This is a genomic window from Streptomyces caelestis (assembly GCF_014205255.1).
GTDB lineage: Bacteria > Actinomycetota > Actinomycetes > Streptomycetales > Streptomycetaceae > Streptomyces > Streptomyces caelestis.
On sequence record NZ_JACHNE010000001.1, the window covers coordinates 5275115 to 5290746 of the forward strand.

Annotated in this window: 24 protein-coding genes; 21 read left to right on the top strand and 3 right to left on the bottom strand. The window is 67.3% G+C overall.

The window, feature by feature from the left end; genetic code table 11:
• Window positions 1-88: 88 nt before the first annotated feature.
• Window positions 89-1282, top strand: coding sequence for an elongation factor Tu (gene tuf, locus HDA41_RS24220; protein WP_184987131.1), 1194 nt, complete (start codon window positions 89-91; stop codon window positions 1280-1282).
• Window positions 1283-1380: 98 nt separating this feature from the next.
• Here tuf and HDA41_RS24225 read toward each other — a convergent pair whose 3' ends face one another.
• Window positions 1381-1767, bottom strand: a complete 387-nt coding sequence (locus HDA41_RS24225; protein ID WP_184987133.1) for a phage holin family protein — start codon at window positions 1765-1767, stop codon at window positions 1381-1383.
• Window positions 1768-1860: 93 nt separating this feature from the next.
• Window positions 1861-2727, bottom strand: coding sequence for a helix-turn-helix domain-containing protein (locus HDA41_RS24230; RefSeq protein WP_184993687.1), 867 nt, complete (start codon window positions 2725-2727; stop codon window positions 1861-1863).
• A gap of 333 nt (window positions 2728-3060) precedes the next feature.
• Between HDA41_RS24230 and HDA41_RS24235 the strand changes: the two genes are divergently transcribed.
• Window positions 3061-3759 carry a helix-turn-helix domain-containing protein gene (locus HDA41_RS24235; RefSeq protein WP_184993689.1) on the top strand — a complete coding sequence of 233 codons (699 nt, stop codon included), beginning with the start codon at window positions 3061-3063 and terminating at the stop codon, window positions 3757-3759.
• Here HDA41_RS24235 and HDA41_RS24240 read toward each other — a convergent pair.
• Window positions 3756-5132: a S41 family peptidase gene (locus HDA41_RS24240; RefSeq protein WP_184987135.1), complete on the bottom strand. Its 1377-nt coding sequence runs from the start codon at window positions 5130-5132 to the stop codon at window positions 3756-3758. The two genes, HDA41_RS24235 and HDA41_RS24240, sit on opposite strands and share 4 nt — an antisense overlap.
• A 137-nt stretch (window positions 5133-5269) precedes the next feature.
• Here HDA41_RS24240 and HDA41_RS41500 point away from each other — a divergent pair, with 137 nt between their 5' ends.
• The 19 genes from HDA41_RS41500 to HDA41_RS24340 all read left to right on the top strand — a co-directional run bounded on the left by HDA41_RS41500 (window position 5270) and on the right by HDA41_RS24340 (window position 15592).
• Window positions 5270-5785 carry a hypothetical protein gene (locus tag HDA41_RS41500; protein WP_230299417.1) on the top strand — a complete coding sequence of 172 codons (516 nt, stop codon included), beginning with the start codon at window positions 5270-5272 and terminating at the stop codon, window positions 5783-5785.
• A 63-nt stretch (window positions 5786-5848) separates the two neighbouring features.
• The gene (locus tag HDA41_RS24250; RefSeq protein ID WP_184987137.1) at window positions 5849-6496 is read left to right on the top strand and encodes a hypothetical protein; all 648 of its coding nucleotides are present in this window, start codon (window positions 5849-5851) and stop codon (window positions 6494-6496) included.
• A gap of 280 nt (window positions 6497-6776) precedes the next feature.
• A complete protein-coding gene (locus HDA41_RS24255) occupies window positions 6777-7205 on the top strand; it encodes a hypothetical protein (protein ID WP_184987139.1) in 429 nt (142 codons plus the stop codon).
• Between the two features lie 70 nt (window positions 7206-7275).
• Window positions 7276-8103, top strand: a complete 828-nt coding sequence (locus HDA41_RS43075) for an SMI1/KNR4 family protein (RefSeq protein WP_512700972.1) — start codon at window positions 7276-7278, stop codon at window positions 8101-8103.
• 502 nt (window positions 8104-8605) lie between these two features.
• Window positions 8606-8914 (top strand): 30S ribosomal protein S10, encoded by a 309-nt coding sequence (rpsJ, locus tag HDA41_RS24270; RefSeq protein WP_003948644.1) that lies wholly within the window; start codon window positions 8606-8608, stop codon window positions 8912-8914.
• Between the two features lie 17 nt (window positions 8915-8931).
• Window positions 8932-9576, top strand: a complete 645-nt coding sequence (gene rplC, locus HDA41_RS24275) for a 50S ribosomal protein L3 (RefSeq protein WP_003992355.1) — start codon at window positions 8932-8934, stop codon at window positions 9574-9576.
• Between the two features lie 4 nt (window positions 9577-9580).
• Entirely contained in the window at window positions 9581-10237 is a 657-nt protein-coding gene (rplD, locus tag HDA41_RS24280) for a 50S ribosomal protein L4 (protein ID WP_059424831.1), read from the top strand.
• Window positions 10237-10656, top strand: a complete 420-nt coding sequence (rplW, locus tag HDA41_RS24285) for a 50S ribosomal protein L23 (RefSeq protein WP_086601016.1) — start codon at window positions 10237-10239, stop codon at window positions 10654-10656. Before rplD ends, rplW begins: the two co-directional genes overlap by 1 nt.
• A gap of 40 nt (window positions 10657-10696) precedes the next feature.
• Window positions 10697-11533, top strand: a complete 837-nt coding sequence (gene rplB, locus HDA41_RS24290; protein ID WP_184987143.1) for a 50S ribosomal protein L2 — start codon at window positions 10697-10699, stop codon at window positions 11531-11533.
• A 12-nt stretch (window positions 11534-11545) separates the two neighbouring features.
• A complete protein-coding gene (gene rpsS, locus HDA41_RS24295; protein ID WP_033528345.1) occupies window positions 11546-11827 on the top strand; it encodes a 30S ribosomal protein S19 in 282 nt (93 codons plus the stop codon).
• A gap of 42 nt (window positions 11828-11869) precedes the next feature.
• On the top strand, window positions 11870-12217 hold the full coding sequence (rplV, locus tag HDA41_RS24300; protein WP_010036727.1) for a 50S ribosomal protein L22: 348 nt from the start codon (window positions 11870-11872) through the stop codon (window positions 12215-12217).
• Complete coding sequence (gene rpsC, locus HDA41_RS24305) at window positions 12217-13044, top strand: 30S ribosomal protein S3 (protein WP_030839666.1); 828 nt, start codon at window positions 12217-12219, stop codon at window positions 13042-13044. Before rplV ends, rpsC begins: the two co-directional genes overlap by 1 nt.
• Before the next feature lie 5 nt (window positions 13045-13049).
• Complete coding sequence (gene rplP / locus HDA41_RS24310; protein ID WP_059424836.1) at window positions 13050-13469, top strand: 50S ribosomal protein L16; 420 nt, start codon at window positions 13050-13052, stop codon at window positions 13467-13469.
• On the top strand, window positions 13469-13693 hold the full coding sequence (gene rpmC / locus HDA41_RS24315; RefSeq protein ID WP_010036720.1) for a 50S ribosomal protein L29: 225 nt from the start codon (window positions 13469-13471) through the stop codon (window positions 13691-13693). Before rplP ends, rpmC begins: the two co-directional genes overlap by 1 nt.
• A complete protein-coding gene (rpsQ, locus tag HDA41_RS24320; RefSeq protein ID WP_010036717.1) occupies window positions 13693-13980 on the top strand; it encodes a 30S ribosomal protein S17 in 288 nt (95 codons plus the stop codon). The genes rpmC and rpsQ overlap by 1 nt, the downstream gene beginning before the upstream one ends.
• 169 nt (window positions 13981-14149) lie before the next feature.
• Window positions 14150-14518, top strand: a complete 369-nt coding sequence (gene rplN, locus HDA41_RS24325; protein WP_003998823.1) for a 50S ribosomal protein L14 — start codon at window positions 14150-14152, stop codon at window positions 14516-14518.
• A 2-nt stretch (window positions 14519-14520) separates the two neighbouring features.
• Window positions 14521-14844 (top strand): 50S ribosomal protein L24, encoded by a 324-nt coding sequence (rplX, locus tag HDA41_RS24330; RefSeq protein WP_003992365.1) that lies wholly within the window; start codon window positions 14521-14523, stop codon window positions 14842-14844.
• The gene (gene rplE / locus HDA41_RS24335; RefSeq protein WP_010036711.1) at window positions 14844-15401 is read left to right on the top strand and encodes a 50S ribosomal protein L5; all 558 of its coding nucleotides are present in this window, start codon (window positions 14844-14846) and stop codon (window positions 15399-15401) included. Before rplX ends, rplE begins: the two co-directional genes overlap by 1 nt.
• Window positions 15402-15406: 5 nt before the next feature.
• Window positions 15407-15592, top strand: a complete 186-nt coding sequence (locus tag HDA41_RS24340; RefSeq protein ID WP_003948630.1) for a type Z 30S ribosomal protein S14 — start codon at window positions 15407-15409, stop codon at window positions 15590-15592.
• Window positions 15593-15632 lie beyond the last annotated feature (40 nt).

Genomic DNA, 15632 nt, shown 5'->3' on the forward strand with positions numbered 1-15632 from the left:
AATGCCCCGGGGATCCGGGACATCCAGCAAAGATCACCTGGCGCCGATGAAGTAAGGCGTACCAGAACCACTCCACAGGAGGACCCCAGTGGCGAAGGCGAAGTTCGAGCGGACTAAGCCGCACGTCAACATCGGCACCATCGGTCACATCGACCACGGTAAGACGACCCTCACGGCCGCCATTACCAAGGTGCTGCACGACGCGTACCCGGACCTGAACGAGGCCTCGGCCTTCGACCAGATCGACAAGGCTCCTGAGGAGCGCCAGCGCGGTATCACCATCTCCATCGCGCACGTCGAGTACCAGACCGAGACGCGTCACTACGCCCACGTCGACTGCCCCGGTCACGCGGACTACATCAAGAACATGATCACGGGTGCGGCGCAGATGGACGGCGCCATCCTCGTGGTCGCCGCCACCGACGGCCCGATGCCGCAGACCAAGGAGCACGTGCTCCTGGCCCGCCAGGTCGGCGTTCCGTACATCGTCGTCGCCCTGAACAAGGCCGACATGGTGGACGACGAGGAGATCCTGGAGCTCGTCGAGCTCGAGGTTCGTGAGCTCCTCTCCGAGTACGAGTTCCCGGGCGACGACCTTCCGGTCGTCAAGGTCTCGGCGCTCAAGGCTCTTGAGGGCGACAAGGAGTGGGGCAACTCCGTCCTCGAGCTCATGAAGGCTGTGGACGAGAACATCCCGCAGCCCGAGCGTGACGTCGACAAGCCGTTCCTCATGCCGATCGAGGACGTCTTCACGATCACCGGTCGCGGTACGGTCGTCACCGGCCGTATCGAGCGTGGTGTCCTCAAGGTCAACGAGACCGTCGACATCGTGGGCATCAAGCAGGAGAAGACCACCACCACGGTCACCGGCATCGAGATGTTCCGGAAGCTCCTCGACGAGGGCCAGGCCGGTGAGAACGTCGGTCTGCTGCTTCGTGGCATCAAGCGCGAGGACGTCGAGCGCGGCCAGGTCATCATCAAGCCGGGCTCGGTCACCCCGCACACCGAGTTCGAGGCGCAGGCCTACATCCTGTCCAAGGACGAGGGTGGCCGCCACACGCCGTTCTTCAACAACTACCGCCCGCAGTTCTACTTCCGTACGACGGACGTGACCGGCGTGGTGACCCTCCCCGAGGGCACCGAGATGGTCATGCCGGGTGACAACACCGAGATGAAGGTGGAGCTCATCCAGCCCGTCGCCATGGAGGAGGGCCTGAAGTTCGCCATCCGTGAGGGTGGCCGGACCGTGGGCGCCGGCCAGGTCACCAAGATCACCAAGTGAGTCCTCGGACTGGCTTGAGGGTCTACTGACCTGAGTGGCTCGGAGGGGCCCGTACGACTTCGGTCGTGCGGGCCCCTTTGCTGTGTCCGACGCCCGTTCTACGAGGGCTGGGGAGCCGTCCGGGACGGCCCGAGGGCGAGGAAGACCAGGACCGTCACCCGCACCACGACGCCGCCGAGCAGGGCGGCGAGGAAGCCGTCGACGTGGAGGCCGTACTCCATGTCGGAGCCGAGCCAGGACACGAGCAACCAGATCAGGGTGTCCTGAGCGATGCCGACCACCCCCAGGATCAGCAGGAAGACGGGGGGAGCGGTCCTGATGTCGTTCGGGTAGCTGTAGATCAGCTGGTTCACGATGAGGAAGACCGCGCCGGCGAGGACCATCTCCCACGGGGGTGAGTCGAGGATCGTGCTGATGCCGGGGAGGAGCACGGTGGCCAGTGCGACCCCGAGAAAGGTGCCGAGTACACGTCTTCGCTTGTCCATGGGGCGGATCATGACTCAGGGCATGTCCGGCGACAAGGTCCTGGCGTCTGCGGGTCCCGCCAGGCGTACTGCGCTATGCGGTAGTCGCTCTTCTCACGCGGCCTCCGGAAGCCCGGCCCCGTCGGTACGGCAGTCGCGGCAGCGGCCGGGGGCCGGTGCGCGGAAGGCGCGGTCGCAACCGTCGCAGGTCTGGAGCGGGTGCCGGGCGGGCGGCGGGAATGCCGGTGAGGTCACGAACGGCGGCGGGGGTGGCAGCTGGGCCGTGAGGCGGTGGGCCAGGAGGGCGGCCGGGCGGCGGAGCGCCTCGGGTGGGAGGTCGGTGGTCAGGGCGTGGCGTACGGCGGCAGGTGTGACGTCGCGTTCGAGCCAGGCGGCGACGCCGGGGGCGAGGTGGGCGGTGTCGCGGGCGGAGAGGAGGAGGCGGGTGTCCTCGCGGTGGAGGCCTGTGAGGAGGTCCGTGGCCTGTCGGAGGAGGGCGGGTGCGGGGTGGGCCGGGTGCGGTACGGCCGGGAGGAGCTTGCTGCCGGGCGGCCTCGTTCGCTTCCTCGGGGCTGGGCGAGGGGCGTCCGTACCGCTGTGTCCGGGCTGGTTGCAGGAGATCGTGCGGGTGACGATCCGGCCGCCGGGGACGCGTTCGCGCTCGCGGCGTAGGTAGCCGTGGGTTTCCAGCTCGCGCAGGGCGGCGGCGATGCGGGTCGTGCCCTCGGGGAAGCGGGCGGCGAGGGTCTTGATGTCGACCCGGGCGCCCGCCGGGAGCGACTGGATGTGGACCGACAGCCCGATCGCGAGCAGCGACAGCTCCGGGTGCTGGGCGAGGTGGTTGCCGATCACCGTGAAGCGGGTGGTGTGGCGGGTGTTGTCGTGCACCAGGCCGGCGCGCGGGTGCCGCTGGTTCGGGTGCTTCTTCCCGGTTACGGGGGTGTGGGCGTGCGAGGGCACGTTAGGGTTCTGCGTATCCATCAGGAAGTTGGAGCCTTCCTCGGTGGTCAGGCCCTCGCACTGGGATTGCCGTCCCGGCGAGGGCCGTCGCATGTCTGCGGTGTGTTGCGCTGAGCGTAGGGCAGGCAAAGGCTCCCGGATCCAGCTGAGTCGGAGATGTTCACTCGCGTGAGTGAGGCGGCGGCCCGGGCGGGAGGGGTGGGGCTTGGTGGGGTTCTTTCCTCCTCGTGGTCCTTGAGGGAGACCGCCCGCGGCACCGGAGCGCGAGGTGTCGGGCTCCGGTCAGAGGGTGAGTTCTGCCCAGACGGTCTTGCGTGGCGGCGGGCCCGGGGTGACTCCCAGCGGTCGGCGAGTGTGTCGACGAGGAGGAGGCCGCGGCCGGACTCGGACTCGGACTCCAGGAGGGGGAGTTGGGGTGTCGCCGTCATCGCGACCGTCGGGCGGCAGCTGAAGCTGCGGCGGGAGGCGGTGGGGATGCGGGCCGCCGAGTTCGGGACGGCGGTCGGGTACGGCGAGGACATGGTCTACAAGATCGAGGGCGGGAAGCGGATCCCTCGGCAGGACTATCTGGTCAGGGCTGATGCGGTACTGGGGGCGGGTGGGCTCATCGCGGCGACGTGGGAGGACGTGAAGAGGGTTCGGTATCCGAAGAGCGTGCGGGCTCTTGCGGAACTGGAGGGCAAGGCGGTTGAGCTGGGGGTGTACGTCGGGCTCAGCATCCATGGGCTGTTGCAGACGCCGGAGCATGCGCGCGCTTTGTTCGAGGCGTGGCAACCGCCGTACTCGGAGGAGGAAGTGGAGCACCTGGTCGCCGCACGTATGGCCAGGAAGTCGATCTTCGAGCGCTCTCCTGCTCCGGCGCTCAGCTTCGCCCTGGAAGAGGCGCCGCTGCGTCGGCGGGTTGGAGGCACAATGGTGTGGCGTCAGCAGCTCGAACACCTGCTGGGGGTGGCTCGATTGCGTAACGTCACGCTTCAGGTGATGCCGACGACGGCAGGCCCCCGGCTCGCACTCGCGCCGGAGGCCTGGTCGGACTTCGTGGCCTCCGTCTAGCGGTCGTTCCGAAGGACACTCACAGCGCGGTCGAACGCGGAGTCCCGCTTCTTGGCGAACTCCTCCTTGGTGAAGACCGGTTCGGTGAGGTGGGGTGGGATGCCCGTGCCGTCGTAGGTGTGGCCGGAGCGGTTGAGGAACTCCTCGTTCGGGAGGAAGGCGGTCATGCCGTTGGGCAGGTTGCGTTCCATGACGTCCGAGAAGACGCCCTGTGTGGGCTGACCGATGCGGATGGTGCCGCCAGGACGGTTGATGAGGGCCTGGGTGAAGGTCTCGCCCGCGCTGACGGTTGAGCCTCCGGTCAGTACGGCGATGGGGCCGGTGTAGCGAGGCCCGTCGGCCGGGACGACCGGGATGGGCTCGGGGCGGGTGTGCCTGCCGGGTTCTGTGGGGTGGTTGCGGGCGCGTTTGGCGTAGGCGACGTAGGGCTTGTCCGTCAGGCGCTCGGCGATGTGGATGCCGAGGGCGTCGGACCCGCCGCCGTTGATGCGCAGATCGATGATCAGGCCCTTGAGGCGCTGGGTGCGGTCCGTGGTGAGGATCGTGTCGAGGGCCTTGTCGAGTTCGGCGAGGTGGGCGGCGTACGGGGCGTCCTCGGGGGTGTAGCCGCCGAAGCCGGAGATACGGAGGTAGCCCTGGTCCGCACTGCCGGGCAGGTCGGCGTAGGTGATCCGGCCGTTGGCGAAGTCCTGGCGGTACGGGGCGCCCTTGAGGTCGCGTTCGCCGATGAACTTCTTGACCCTTGTGTCCATCGCCTGCGTGGGCAGTTCGGTGCCGGGGCGGACCTGGGCGAAGACGCCGTCTCCGTCTCGGACCGCGACGTGGGCGTCGTAGAGGGGGCGGACCATGTCGCTGAAGACGGCGAAGAGTTCCTGGCGGGTGGTGTCCTGGTCGACCTTCGGGCGGTAGCGGTCCCGGGTGGCCTGCCAGTCGATGCCCTTCGCGGCGAAGAAGGGGTAGTTCTCGGCGAAGGAGTGCCAGAAGACGTCGAAGGCGGTGCGCGGGTCCTTGGGTGTGGGGCGGGTGCAGTCGGCGGGGAGGGCGTGGATCCGCCGCAGGGTGCGGTGGCCGACGGAGCTGTCCGCGCCGAGGGAGGCACGGTTCTCGTTCGGGCCGGGGCGGACGGTCAGGACGGTGCCGTAGGCGGTGGTGTACGTGCCCGGGCCGGTGCGCCGGGCGGTGTCGCCCTTGAGGCAGCTGACCGATGTGGTCTGGAACTCCTGGAAGGTGTCGCCGTCGAGGGAGAGGACGGTGCCGTAGCCGTCCATGCGCCAGAGGCCGTCGGTACTCGGCTTGCCGGGTGTGGCGACGGCGGGTGCTGCGGTGGCTGCGGCGAGGGCCAGGGTGAGGGCGGTGGCTGTGACGGTGCGCATGATGGGTCCCCGTTTTCGTGGTCGTGGGTCACTACGGTGACCGGGGGAGTGGGGGACAGGCCATCCGGTGGGCTGGTGGACGGGGGTGGGGGCAGCCCCCGGACCGGTTCGCCGCTGCCGGGCAGTAAGAATGAGGCATGACTTCGGAACCGGCTCACGACCACCTCGACCTGGACGCGATCGAGGCACTGTGTGCAGCCGCGACCCCGGACACCGTATTCGCCGCCAGGGCCAGGGAAGCGGTGCCGCGACTGGTGGCGGAGGTCAGGCGCCTGCGCTGGCTCGTCGAGTACGGGGCGTGTCCCACGGCGGGCACGACGGGCACGGAGTTCGTGCTTCCGCTCGACGAGGAGATGCTCGCGTACTTCCGTGAGATGGCGGACGTGCTGGTGGAGCGGGTCGGTATCTCCCGGGCGGAGGCGGTCGCGAGGATCAACGCCTCGTACGGGACGCGGCAATGGGTCGCCCTGGATCTACAGCTCATGGGCCACGAGCTGCCCGAGTACTGGGCCTACGGTGTGTACTACGGCCCGGACAGCCAGCACCGCCTGCCGATCGGAGCCCCGAACGCGGACGCGGACATCGACTTCAGCACGCATCCCGTACGCCCCGCACCGCCGAAGGACTCACCGTTCTGGACGCTGGAGGAGTAGTGGCACGATGAGCGCACGAGTGATCGACTGTCGAGTGATCGAGCGAACGGGGAGGCCGGCGTCATGGCCCGCTACATGGAGGCACTGACCGTCGAGAGGGGCGGGTTCCGGATCAAGGTGCCGGAGTCGTGGTGGGAGTTCGACGTACGGCCGGAGTCGCGGGACGACTCGATCCGGCGGATGGTGAACGAACGGGTGCGGCAGCGGCCGGAGTTGGAGCAGTACCGGGACACGTACGTCGACTTCCTCCGGAAGGCGGCTGTGGATGCGTGGAAGTCGGGCGCGCTGTACTGCGGCTGCATGGCAGAGAGCTTCGGCGGGGACACGCCGATCACGGGGTCGGTGACCGTCTCCCTGGTGGGCGGGCGCAACGAGCGCGGTGAGCCGCTGTCGAACGACCCGGCCGTCATAGCGAGCCAGCTCGCCGTCAAGGAGGCCAAGCGGGAGGGCGACTCCTGGCGGAAGGTGACGACCGTCGACATCCCCGGAGTCGGCCCGGCGGCACGGACGTTCGGCATTGAGGACATCGTCGTACCCGGCGACCCGCTCAATCGCGCGATCCGCGCTGTGCTGATGCAGACGTACATCCCGGTGCCGGGCCAGGAGGGCAAGGTGGCCCTGGTCGCCGGCAGTAGCCAGGTCCTCGACCTCGCGGACTCGTTCTTCGACATCTTCGACGCGATCACGTCGACGTTCCGCTTCACGGGCTGATGTCCTGCTGATGTTTCGTGGTGGGACTGGGAGAGCGGCCGCAGATCACGTTGCGAGCCCCACCTTTCCGTCGAACGATTGTGCCTTGTAAGTTCACGTGTGCACACGGTTGTTGATGGACCGGCCGGCGAGTGTCACTACTGGGGGCAAGTTCATCGCTGCCGCTCTCAATCTCGAGGAGTGGCATTGCGATCATGGAAGCGACGATCGCCCGTAAATGGTTGACGTAAGTGGAGAACTGAGTCGGCTGTCTGATCTTGACAGGCTCACTGGTCAGGCCGTGGAAGCGGTTCTCGCCGCATCGGGCTGGGAAGGCGAGCGCAGGAATCCGGCAAAGGGATGGGCGACCACCTGGCGGCGTGACGACGCCGGCGCCTGGATCCAGGGCGACGGGCCCGTGGAGGTGGAGTTCACGCTCTGGTCTCGCGAGGTCGCTGACGAGTGGCCCGACCCGGACACGTACCTGGACGACTTGTACGACGCCGCTGTCGCCGAACTCCCGGGGGTCGTCTCCCAGTTCGAGTCCGGGGTGCTCGGCACTCGCCTCGAGGTGTGCGACGAGGACCTGACGGGCGGGGCGGATTTCATCGACCAGACCGCATGGAGGTTCTCCGGCAAGGTCCTCCTGACAGGGGTCAAGCACGACGACACCGAAGCACCGGTGCAGCTCGTCGTCGTCCTGCGCGAGGGTGATGTAAGTGCGTGCTGATCAGGCACCTGGCTCGTCCCCGCGGACCGATGAAGTGCTGCGGCGTGCGGGCTGGCGGCCCTGCCGTTCAGTGACCACGGACACCGGGGAGTCGGTCCTGCGCGAGTGCGGGTCCTTTGTGGCCTACGACGCCGCGCGTCGGTTCCTCTCCGAGTGCGGCGGCCTGGTGACGTACGGCTGGCCCGCCGACACGATCACCACGTCGTCGGCCGTCCGGTTCGACCCACTCAGGGCCGGATGGCAGGACGAGCGGTACGACGGCGAGCCGGGAAGCGGGAGAGCTCCTCTACCCCCTGGGCCAGCGGACGAGGGGCGTCGGCCTCCCGGGTATCAGCGAGGACGGAGCACCCCAGGAGATGTCGTGACCGCACGCGACGAACTCCTGCGCATCGTGCCGCCGCCCGTCGGCGTCGAGATCCACGTCGACTGGGCCGAGGTCGAGGAGGCCCTCGGCGTAGCGCTGCCGGACGACTACAAGTGGCTCGTCGAGCGGTACGGGCCGGGGTCCCTCGATGACTTCCTGTACATCTTCCAGCCGGAATCGCCCTTCTCCATGACCCGTCTCCTGGAATCATCGGAGCGGGCCGCGGAGATCCTGGACCAGGCGCGGGAGAGGGGTGGGAACATCCCGTACGAGACCGACGAACTGCTGGCCGTGGCGGCAACGGACAATCGCGACACGATCTACTGGGTGACCCGTCCGGAGGACGAGCCGAATTCCTGGACCACCACGGCCAACGGCGCGCGCAACATGAAGTGGCCGCACTTCGAAGGCGGACTCGTCGAGTTCCTGGCTGCGGTGATGTCCGGTGCGCATCGCGTGGACGTCTTTCCGCAGGTTTTCCCCCGAAAGCCGGTGTTCTCCCCCTACCCGGCTCCGGATGCGCGCCGACGCTGATCATCAGGCAGCTTCTCGCCGCGCAGTATCTCCCTGCCCAGCGTGGACCATGCGTCACCGTGAGGTACAACCACGAGTACTCCGACCTCGGTTTGACCTACGTCACCCCCGGGGTATTCTCTCCGGCTCGATTGGCGTCTGCCATGCCCCGTATGGCAGACTGTCCGAGTTGCTCGGTCGAGTGTTGATGCTGCGCGCCTCCCGCCGGGAGGACCGGAAGCGAGTCCCACAGTACTCGTCGCCCTAACTGCCACACGGCAGCGCTGGGGCGGACGTACGGGAATCTTTCGGGAAGCGTCAGTGCGGCACCGGCCAGGCACCCGGTGGCCTTCTAGGTCCCGGTCTGCGGTTCCGGAAGGGCCGTGCGCATTCCCTGCAGGGATGTTCGAACCAAGGGGCATCTGTGTCAGCGGAAGAGCGACACGCCCGACCGCGTGGGTCGGACAGAAGGGCTGGAACGCCGGGTTCCAGAGCGTTACGAGAGACAGGACTACTAGTAGCCATGGCGGGACAGAAGATCCGCATCCGGCTCAAGGCCTACGACCACGAGGTCATCGACTCCTCGGCGAAGAAGATCGTCGAGACGGTGACGCGTACTGGTGCGTCGGTCGCGGGCCCGGTGCCGCTGCCCACTGAGAAGAACGTGTACTGCGTCATCAAGTCGCCGCACAAGTACAAGGACTCGCGCGAGCACTTCGAGATGCGCACCCACAAGCGCCTGATCGACATCCTCGACCCCACCCCCAAGACCGTTGACTCTCTGATGCGACTCGACCTCCCGGCCGGTGTCGACATCGAGATCAAGCTCTGAGGCCGGTGATCTGAGAGATGGCTAAGCAGATCAAGGGCATCCTGGGCGAGAAGCTCGGTATGACGCAGGTGTGGGACGCGAACAACCGCGTCGTCCCGGTCACCGTCGTCAAGGCCGGGCCCAACGTCGTCACCCAGGTCCGTACGAACGATGTCGACGGCTACGAGTCCGTCCAGATCGCCTTCGGCGAGATCGACCCGCGCAAGGTGAACAAGCCCCTCAAGGGCCACTTCTCCAAGGCCGACGTCACCCCCCGTCGCCACCTCGTCGAGATCCGCACCGCGGACGCCTCCGAGTACACGCTGGGCCAGGAGATCACCGCTGAGGTGTTCGAGGCCGGCGTGAAGGTCGACGTGACCGGCAAGAGCAAGGGCAAGGGCTTCGCCGGTGTCATGAAGCGCCACAACTTCCGTGGCCTCGGCGCCGGACACGGCACCCAGCGCAAGCACCGCTCTCCCGGTTCCATCGGTGGCTGCGCCACCCCGGGCCGTGTGTTCAAGGGCCTCCGCATGGCGGGTCGCATGGGCAACGAGCGGGTCACCACCCAGAACCTGACCGTCCACGCCGTTGACGCGGAGAAGGGTCTGCTGCTCATCAAGGGCGCGGTTCCCGGTCCGAACGGCGGCCTCGTCCTGGTCCGCACCGCGGCCAAGGGGGCCTGAGGTAATGAGCACTGTTGACATCCTTTCGCCGGCGGGCGACAAGGCCGGTTCCGTCGAGCTCCCCGCGGAGATCTTCGACGTTGAGAAGGTCAGCATTCCGCTGATCCACCAGGTCGTCGTCGCACAGCTGGCCGCTGCCCGCCAGGGCACGCACAAGACCAAGACCCGTGGCGAGGTCCGCGGCGGTGGCAAGAAGCCTTACCGCCAGAAGGGCACCGGTCGCGCCCGTCAGGGTTCGACCCGCGCGCCGCAGTTCGCCGGTGGTGGCGTCGTGCACGGTCCCGTGCCGCGCGACTACTCGCAGCGGACGCCCAAGAAGATGAAGGCTGCCGCGCTGCGTCACGCCCTCACCGACCGGGCCCGTCACAACCGCATCCACGTCGTCTCCGGCGTGGTCGAGGGCGAGACCCCCTCCACGAAGGCCGCCAAGAGCCTGTTCGGCAAGATCAGCGAGCGCAAGAACCTGCTCCTGGTCGTCGACCGCTCCGACGAGGCCGCGTGGCTGTCCGCCCGCAACCTGCCCCAGGTCCACATCCTGGAGCCGGGCCAGCTGAACACGTACGACGTTCTCGTCTCGGACGACGTGGTCTTCACCAAGGCCGCTTTCGAGTCCTTCGTCGCCGGCCCGAAGGCCAACGACACCGAAGGGAGCGAGGTCTGATGGCCATCCGTCACCCCGCTATCGCCTCGAAGGCCGCGAAGAAGGCCAAGGAGGCTCGCGTCAAGAAGGCGCGGCGCCACGCCACCGAGGGCAAGAACACCGTCGAGACCCCGCTGAGCAAGTCCTTCACGGACCCCCGTGACGTGCTGCTCAAGCCGGTCGTCTCGGAGAAGAGCTACGCGCTCCTCGACGAGGGCAAGTACACGTTCATCGTCGACCCGAGCGCCAACAAGACCCAGATCAAGCAGGCCGTGCAGTCGGTCTTCTCGGTCAAGGTCACCGGGGTCAACACGATCAACCGCCAGGGCAAGCGCAAGCGCACCAAGACCGGTTTCGGTCAGCGTGCCGGCTCCAAGCGCGCGATCGTGACCCTCGCTGAGGGCGACCGTATCGACATCTTCGGCGGTCCGACCGCCTGACGGCGGTCCGGATCGTCCGATATCGGACGAGGACTGAGAAATGGGAATCCGCAAGTACAAGCCGACTACGCCGGGCCGTCGTGGCTCCAGCGTCGCCGACTTCGTCGAGGTCACGCGGTCCACGCCGGAGAAGTCGCTGGTTCGCCCGCTGCACAGCAAGGGCGGCCGTAACAGTTCCGGTCGTGTGACCGTTCGCCACCAGGGTGGCGGACACAAGCGCGCCTACCGAGTGATCGACTTCCGTCGTCACGACAAGGACGGCGTGCCGGCGAAGGTCGCGCACATCGAGTACGACCCCAACCGCACCGCGCGCATCGCGCTGCTGCACTACGCGGACGGCGAGAAGCGCTACATCCTCGCCCCGCGCAACCTGCAGCAGGGTGACCGCGTCGAGAACGGTCCCGGGGCAGACATCAAGCCGGGCAACAACCTGGCGCTCCGCAACATCCCGGTCGGTACCACGATCCACGCGATCGAGCTCCGTCCGGGCGGTGGCGCCAAGTTCGCCCGCTCCGCCGGTGCTTCCGTGCAGCTGCTCGCGAAGGAGGGCTCCTACGCCCACCTGCGCATGCCGTCCGGTGAGATCCGCCTGGTCGACGTCCGCTGCCGCGCCACCGTCGGCGAGGTCGGCAACGCCGAGCAGAGCAACATCAACTGGGGCAAGGCCGGCCGCAAGCGCTGGCTGGGCGTCCGCCCGACCGTGCGTGGTGTGGTCATGAACCCGGTTGACCACCCGCACGGTGGTGGTGAGGGCCGTACCTCCGGTGGTCGCCACCCGGTGTCCCCGTGGGGCAAGAAGGAAGGCCGTACTCGTTCGCCCAAGAAGGCGTCGAACAAGTACATCGTCCGCCGCCGCAAGACGAACAAGAAGCGCTAGGAGCGGGTTTAGATGCCGCGCAGTCTCAAGAAGGGGCCCTTCGTCGACGACCACCTGATCAAGAAGGTGGACGCCCAGAACGAAGCCGGCACCAAGAACGTCATCAAGACCTGGTCCCGTCGCTCGATGATCATCCCGGCCATGCTGGGCCACACGATCGCGGTGCACAACGGCAAGACCCACATTCCGGTGTTTGTCACCGAGTCGATGGTCGGCCACAAGCTCGGCGAGTTCTCGCCGACGCGCACCTTCCGGGGTCACGTCAAGGACGACCGGAAGTCGAAGCGCCGCTAAGCGCGGGGTGGAATGACCATGACAGACACTGGAAGGACAACCATGGAAGCCAGGGCCCAGGCGCGGTACATCCGCGTCACGCCCATGAAGGCCCGCCGCGTGGTGGACCTCATCCGTGGCCTCAACGCCACGGAGGCTCAGGCGGTCCTGCGTTTCGCCCCGCAGGCCGCGAGCGTGCCGGTCGGCAAGGTGCTGGACAGCGCCATCGCCAACGCCGCGCACAACTACGACCACACCGATGTCGACAGCCTCTACATCTCCGAGGCCTACGTCGATGAGGGCCCGACCCTGAAGCGGTTCCGTCCGCGTGCCCAGGGCCGTGCCTACCGGATCCGCAAGCGGACCAGCCACATCACCGTGGTCGTCAGCAGCAAGGAAGGAACCCGGTAATGGGCCAGAAGGTAAACCCGCACGGGTTCCGGCTCGGCGTTACGACCGACTTCAAGTCGCGCTGGTACGCCGACAAGCTGTACAAGGACTACGTCAAGGAAGACGTCGCCATCCGTCGGATGATGACGTCCGGCATGGAGCGCGCCGGCATCTCCAAGGTCGAGATCGAGCGCACCCGTGATCGTGTGCGTGTGGACATCCACACCGCGCGTCCGGGCATCGTCATCGGCCGCCGCGGCGCCGAGGCCGACCGCATCCGCGGTGACCTGGAGAAGCTGACCGGCAAGCAGGTCCAGCTGAACATCCTCGAGGTCAAGAACCCGGAGACGGACGCTCAGCTGGTGGCCCAGGCCGTCGCCGAGCAGCTGTCCTCCCGCGTCTCCTTCCGCCGTGCCATGCGCAAGAGCATGCAGTCGGCGATGAAGGCCGGCGCCAAGGGCATCAAGATCCAGTGCGGTGGCCGCCTCGGTGGCGCCGAGATGTCCCGCTCGGAGTTCTACCGCGAGGGCCGTGTGCCCCTGCACACGCTCCGCGCGAACGTGGACTACGGCTTCTTCGAGGCCAAGACGACCTTCGGCCGCATCGGTGTGAAGGTCTGGATCTACAAGGGCGACGTCAAGAACATCGCCGAGGTCCGCGCCGAGAACGCCGCTGCCCGTGCGGGTAACCGCCCGGCTCGCGGCGGCGCCGACCGCCCGGCCCGTGGTGGCCGCGGTGGCGAGCGTGGCGGGCGCGGTCGTAAGCCGCAGCAGGCTGCCGGCGCCGAGGCCCCCAAGGCCGAGGCTCCCGCCGCCGCTCCGGCTGAGAGCACCGGAACGGAGGCCTGACCGTCATGCTGATCCCCCGTAGGGTCAAGCACCGCAAGCAGCACCACCCCAAGCGCAGCGGCATGTCCAAGGGTGGCACGCAGGTTGCGTTCGGCGAGTACGGCATCCAGGCGCTGACCCCGGCCTACGTGACGAACCGCCAGATCGAGGCCGCTCGTATCGCCATGACGCGTCACATCAAGCGTGGTGGCAAGGTCTGGATCAACATCTACCCGGACCGCCCCCTCACCAAGAAGCCGGCCGAGACCCGCATGGGTTCCGGTAAGGGTTCGCCGGAGTGGTGGGTGGCCAACGTCAAGCCCGGACGCGTGATGTTCGAGCTGTCGTACCCCAACGAGAAGATCGCGCGCGAGGCCCTGACCCGTGCGGCTCACAAGCTGCCGATGAAGTGCAAGATCGTCAAGCGCGAGGCAGGTGAAGCGTGATGTCGGCCGGTACCAAGGCGTCGGAGCTGCGCGAGCTGGGCAACGAGGAGCTCCTCAACAAGCTCCGCGAGGCCAAGGAAGAGCTGTTCAACCTCCGCTTCCAGGCGGCGACGGGTCAGCTCGAGAACCACGGTCGGCTCAAGGCCGTCCGCAAGGACATCGCGCGGATCTACACCCTGATGCGTGAGCGCGAGCTGGGCATCGAAACGGTGGAGAGCGCCTGATGAGCGAGAGCAACGTGACTGAAGAGACCAAGACGGACCGCGGTTTCCGCAAGACCCGTGAGGGTCTGGTCGTCAGCGACAAGATGGACAAGACCGTCGTCGTCGCCGTCGAGGACCGCGTCAAGCACGCGCTGTACGGCAAGGTCATCCGCCGTACGAACAAGCTCAAGGCGCACGACGAGCAGAACGCCGCCGGCGTGGGCGACCGGGTTCTCCTGATGGAGACCCGCCCGCTCTCGGCGACGAAGCGCTGGCGCGTCGTGGAGATCCTCGAGAAGGCGAAGTAATCAAGCGGGGACCCCGTCCCCGCTGCCCCCCGCCGGGGGCTCCGCCCCCGGCGGAGGTTCTCGCCTGCAGAGGCCTAAGTAATTCCTTCGGGGGCTACCCCGCAGGACAGTTCCGCCAGGCTCTCCGGCTCAACCCCGGAGGGAACCGGCAGACAACCAGGAGATAGACGTGATCCAGCAGGAGTCGCGACTGCGTGTCGCCGACAACACGGGTGCGAAGGAGATCCTCTGCATCCGTGTGCTCGGCGGCTCCGGTCGCCGCTACGCGGGTATCGGTGACGTCATCGTCGCCACCGTCAAGGACGCGATCCCCGGTGGCAACGTGAAGAAGGGTGACGTCGTCAAGGCGGTCATCGTTCGCACCGTCAAGGAGCGCCGCCGTCCGGACGGCTCGTACATCCGCTTCGACGAGAACGCCGCCGTCATTCTGAAGAACGACGGCGACCCTCGTGGCACCCGTATCTTCGGCCCGGTGGGCCGTGAGCTGCGCGAGAAGAAGTTCATGAAGATCATCTCCCTCGCGCCGGAGGTGCTGTGAGCATGAAGATCAAGAAGGGCGACCTGGTCCAGGTCATCACCGGTAAGGACAAGGGCAAGCAGGGCAAGGTCATCGCGGCCTTCCCCCGTGAGGACCGTGTCCTGGTCGAGGGTGTCAACCGGGTCAAGAAGCACACCAAGGCCGGTCCGACGGCTCGCGGTTCGCAGGCCGGCGGCATCGTCACCACCGAGGCGCCGATCCACGTCTCCAACGTCCAGCTGGTCGTGGAGAAGGACGGCAACAAGGTCGTGACCCGCGTCGGTTACCGCTTCGACGACGAAGGCAACAAGATCCGCGTTGCCAAGCGGACGGGTGAGGACATCTGATGACGACCACCACCACTCCGCGCCTGAAGCAGAAGTACCGTGAGGAGATCACGGGCAAGCTGCGTGACGAGTTCAAGTACGAGAACGTCATGCAGATCCCCGGTCTCGTGAAGATCGTGGTCAACATGGGTGTGGGCGACGCCGCCCGCGACTCCAAGCTGATCGAGGGCGCCATCCGCGACCTCACCACGATCACCGGTCAGAAGCCGGCCGTCACCAAGGCCCGTAAGTCCATCGCGCAGTTCAAGCTGCGTGAGGGCCAGCCGATCGGTGCCCACGTCACGCTCCGTGGCGACCGCATGTGGGAGTTCCTGGACCGCACCCTGTCGCTGGCGCTCCCGCGCATCCGCGACTTCCGCGGCCTGTCCCCCAAGCAGTTCGACGGCCGTGGCAACTACACCTTCGGTCTCACGGAGCAGGTCATGTTCCACGAGATCGACCAGGACAAGATCGACCGCGTCCGGGGTATGGACATCACCGTGGTCACCACGGCGACCAACGACGCTGAGGGCCGCGCGCTCCTTCGTCACCTCGGCTTCCCCTTCAAGGAGGCGTGAGCGAGATGGCGAAGAAGGCTCTGATTGCCAAGGCTGCTCGTAAGCCCAAGTTCGGTGTGCGTGGCTACACCCGCTGCCAGCGCTGCGGCCGCCCGCACTCCGTGTACCGCAAGTTCGGCCTGTGCCGCGTGTGCCTTCGTGAGATGGCTCACCGTGGCGAGCTGCCGGGCGTGACCAAGAGCTCCTGGTAATCCCCCCAATCAGGGATTAGCAGGGCTCTCGGTAAGCATC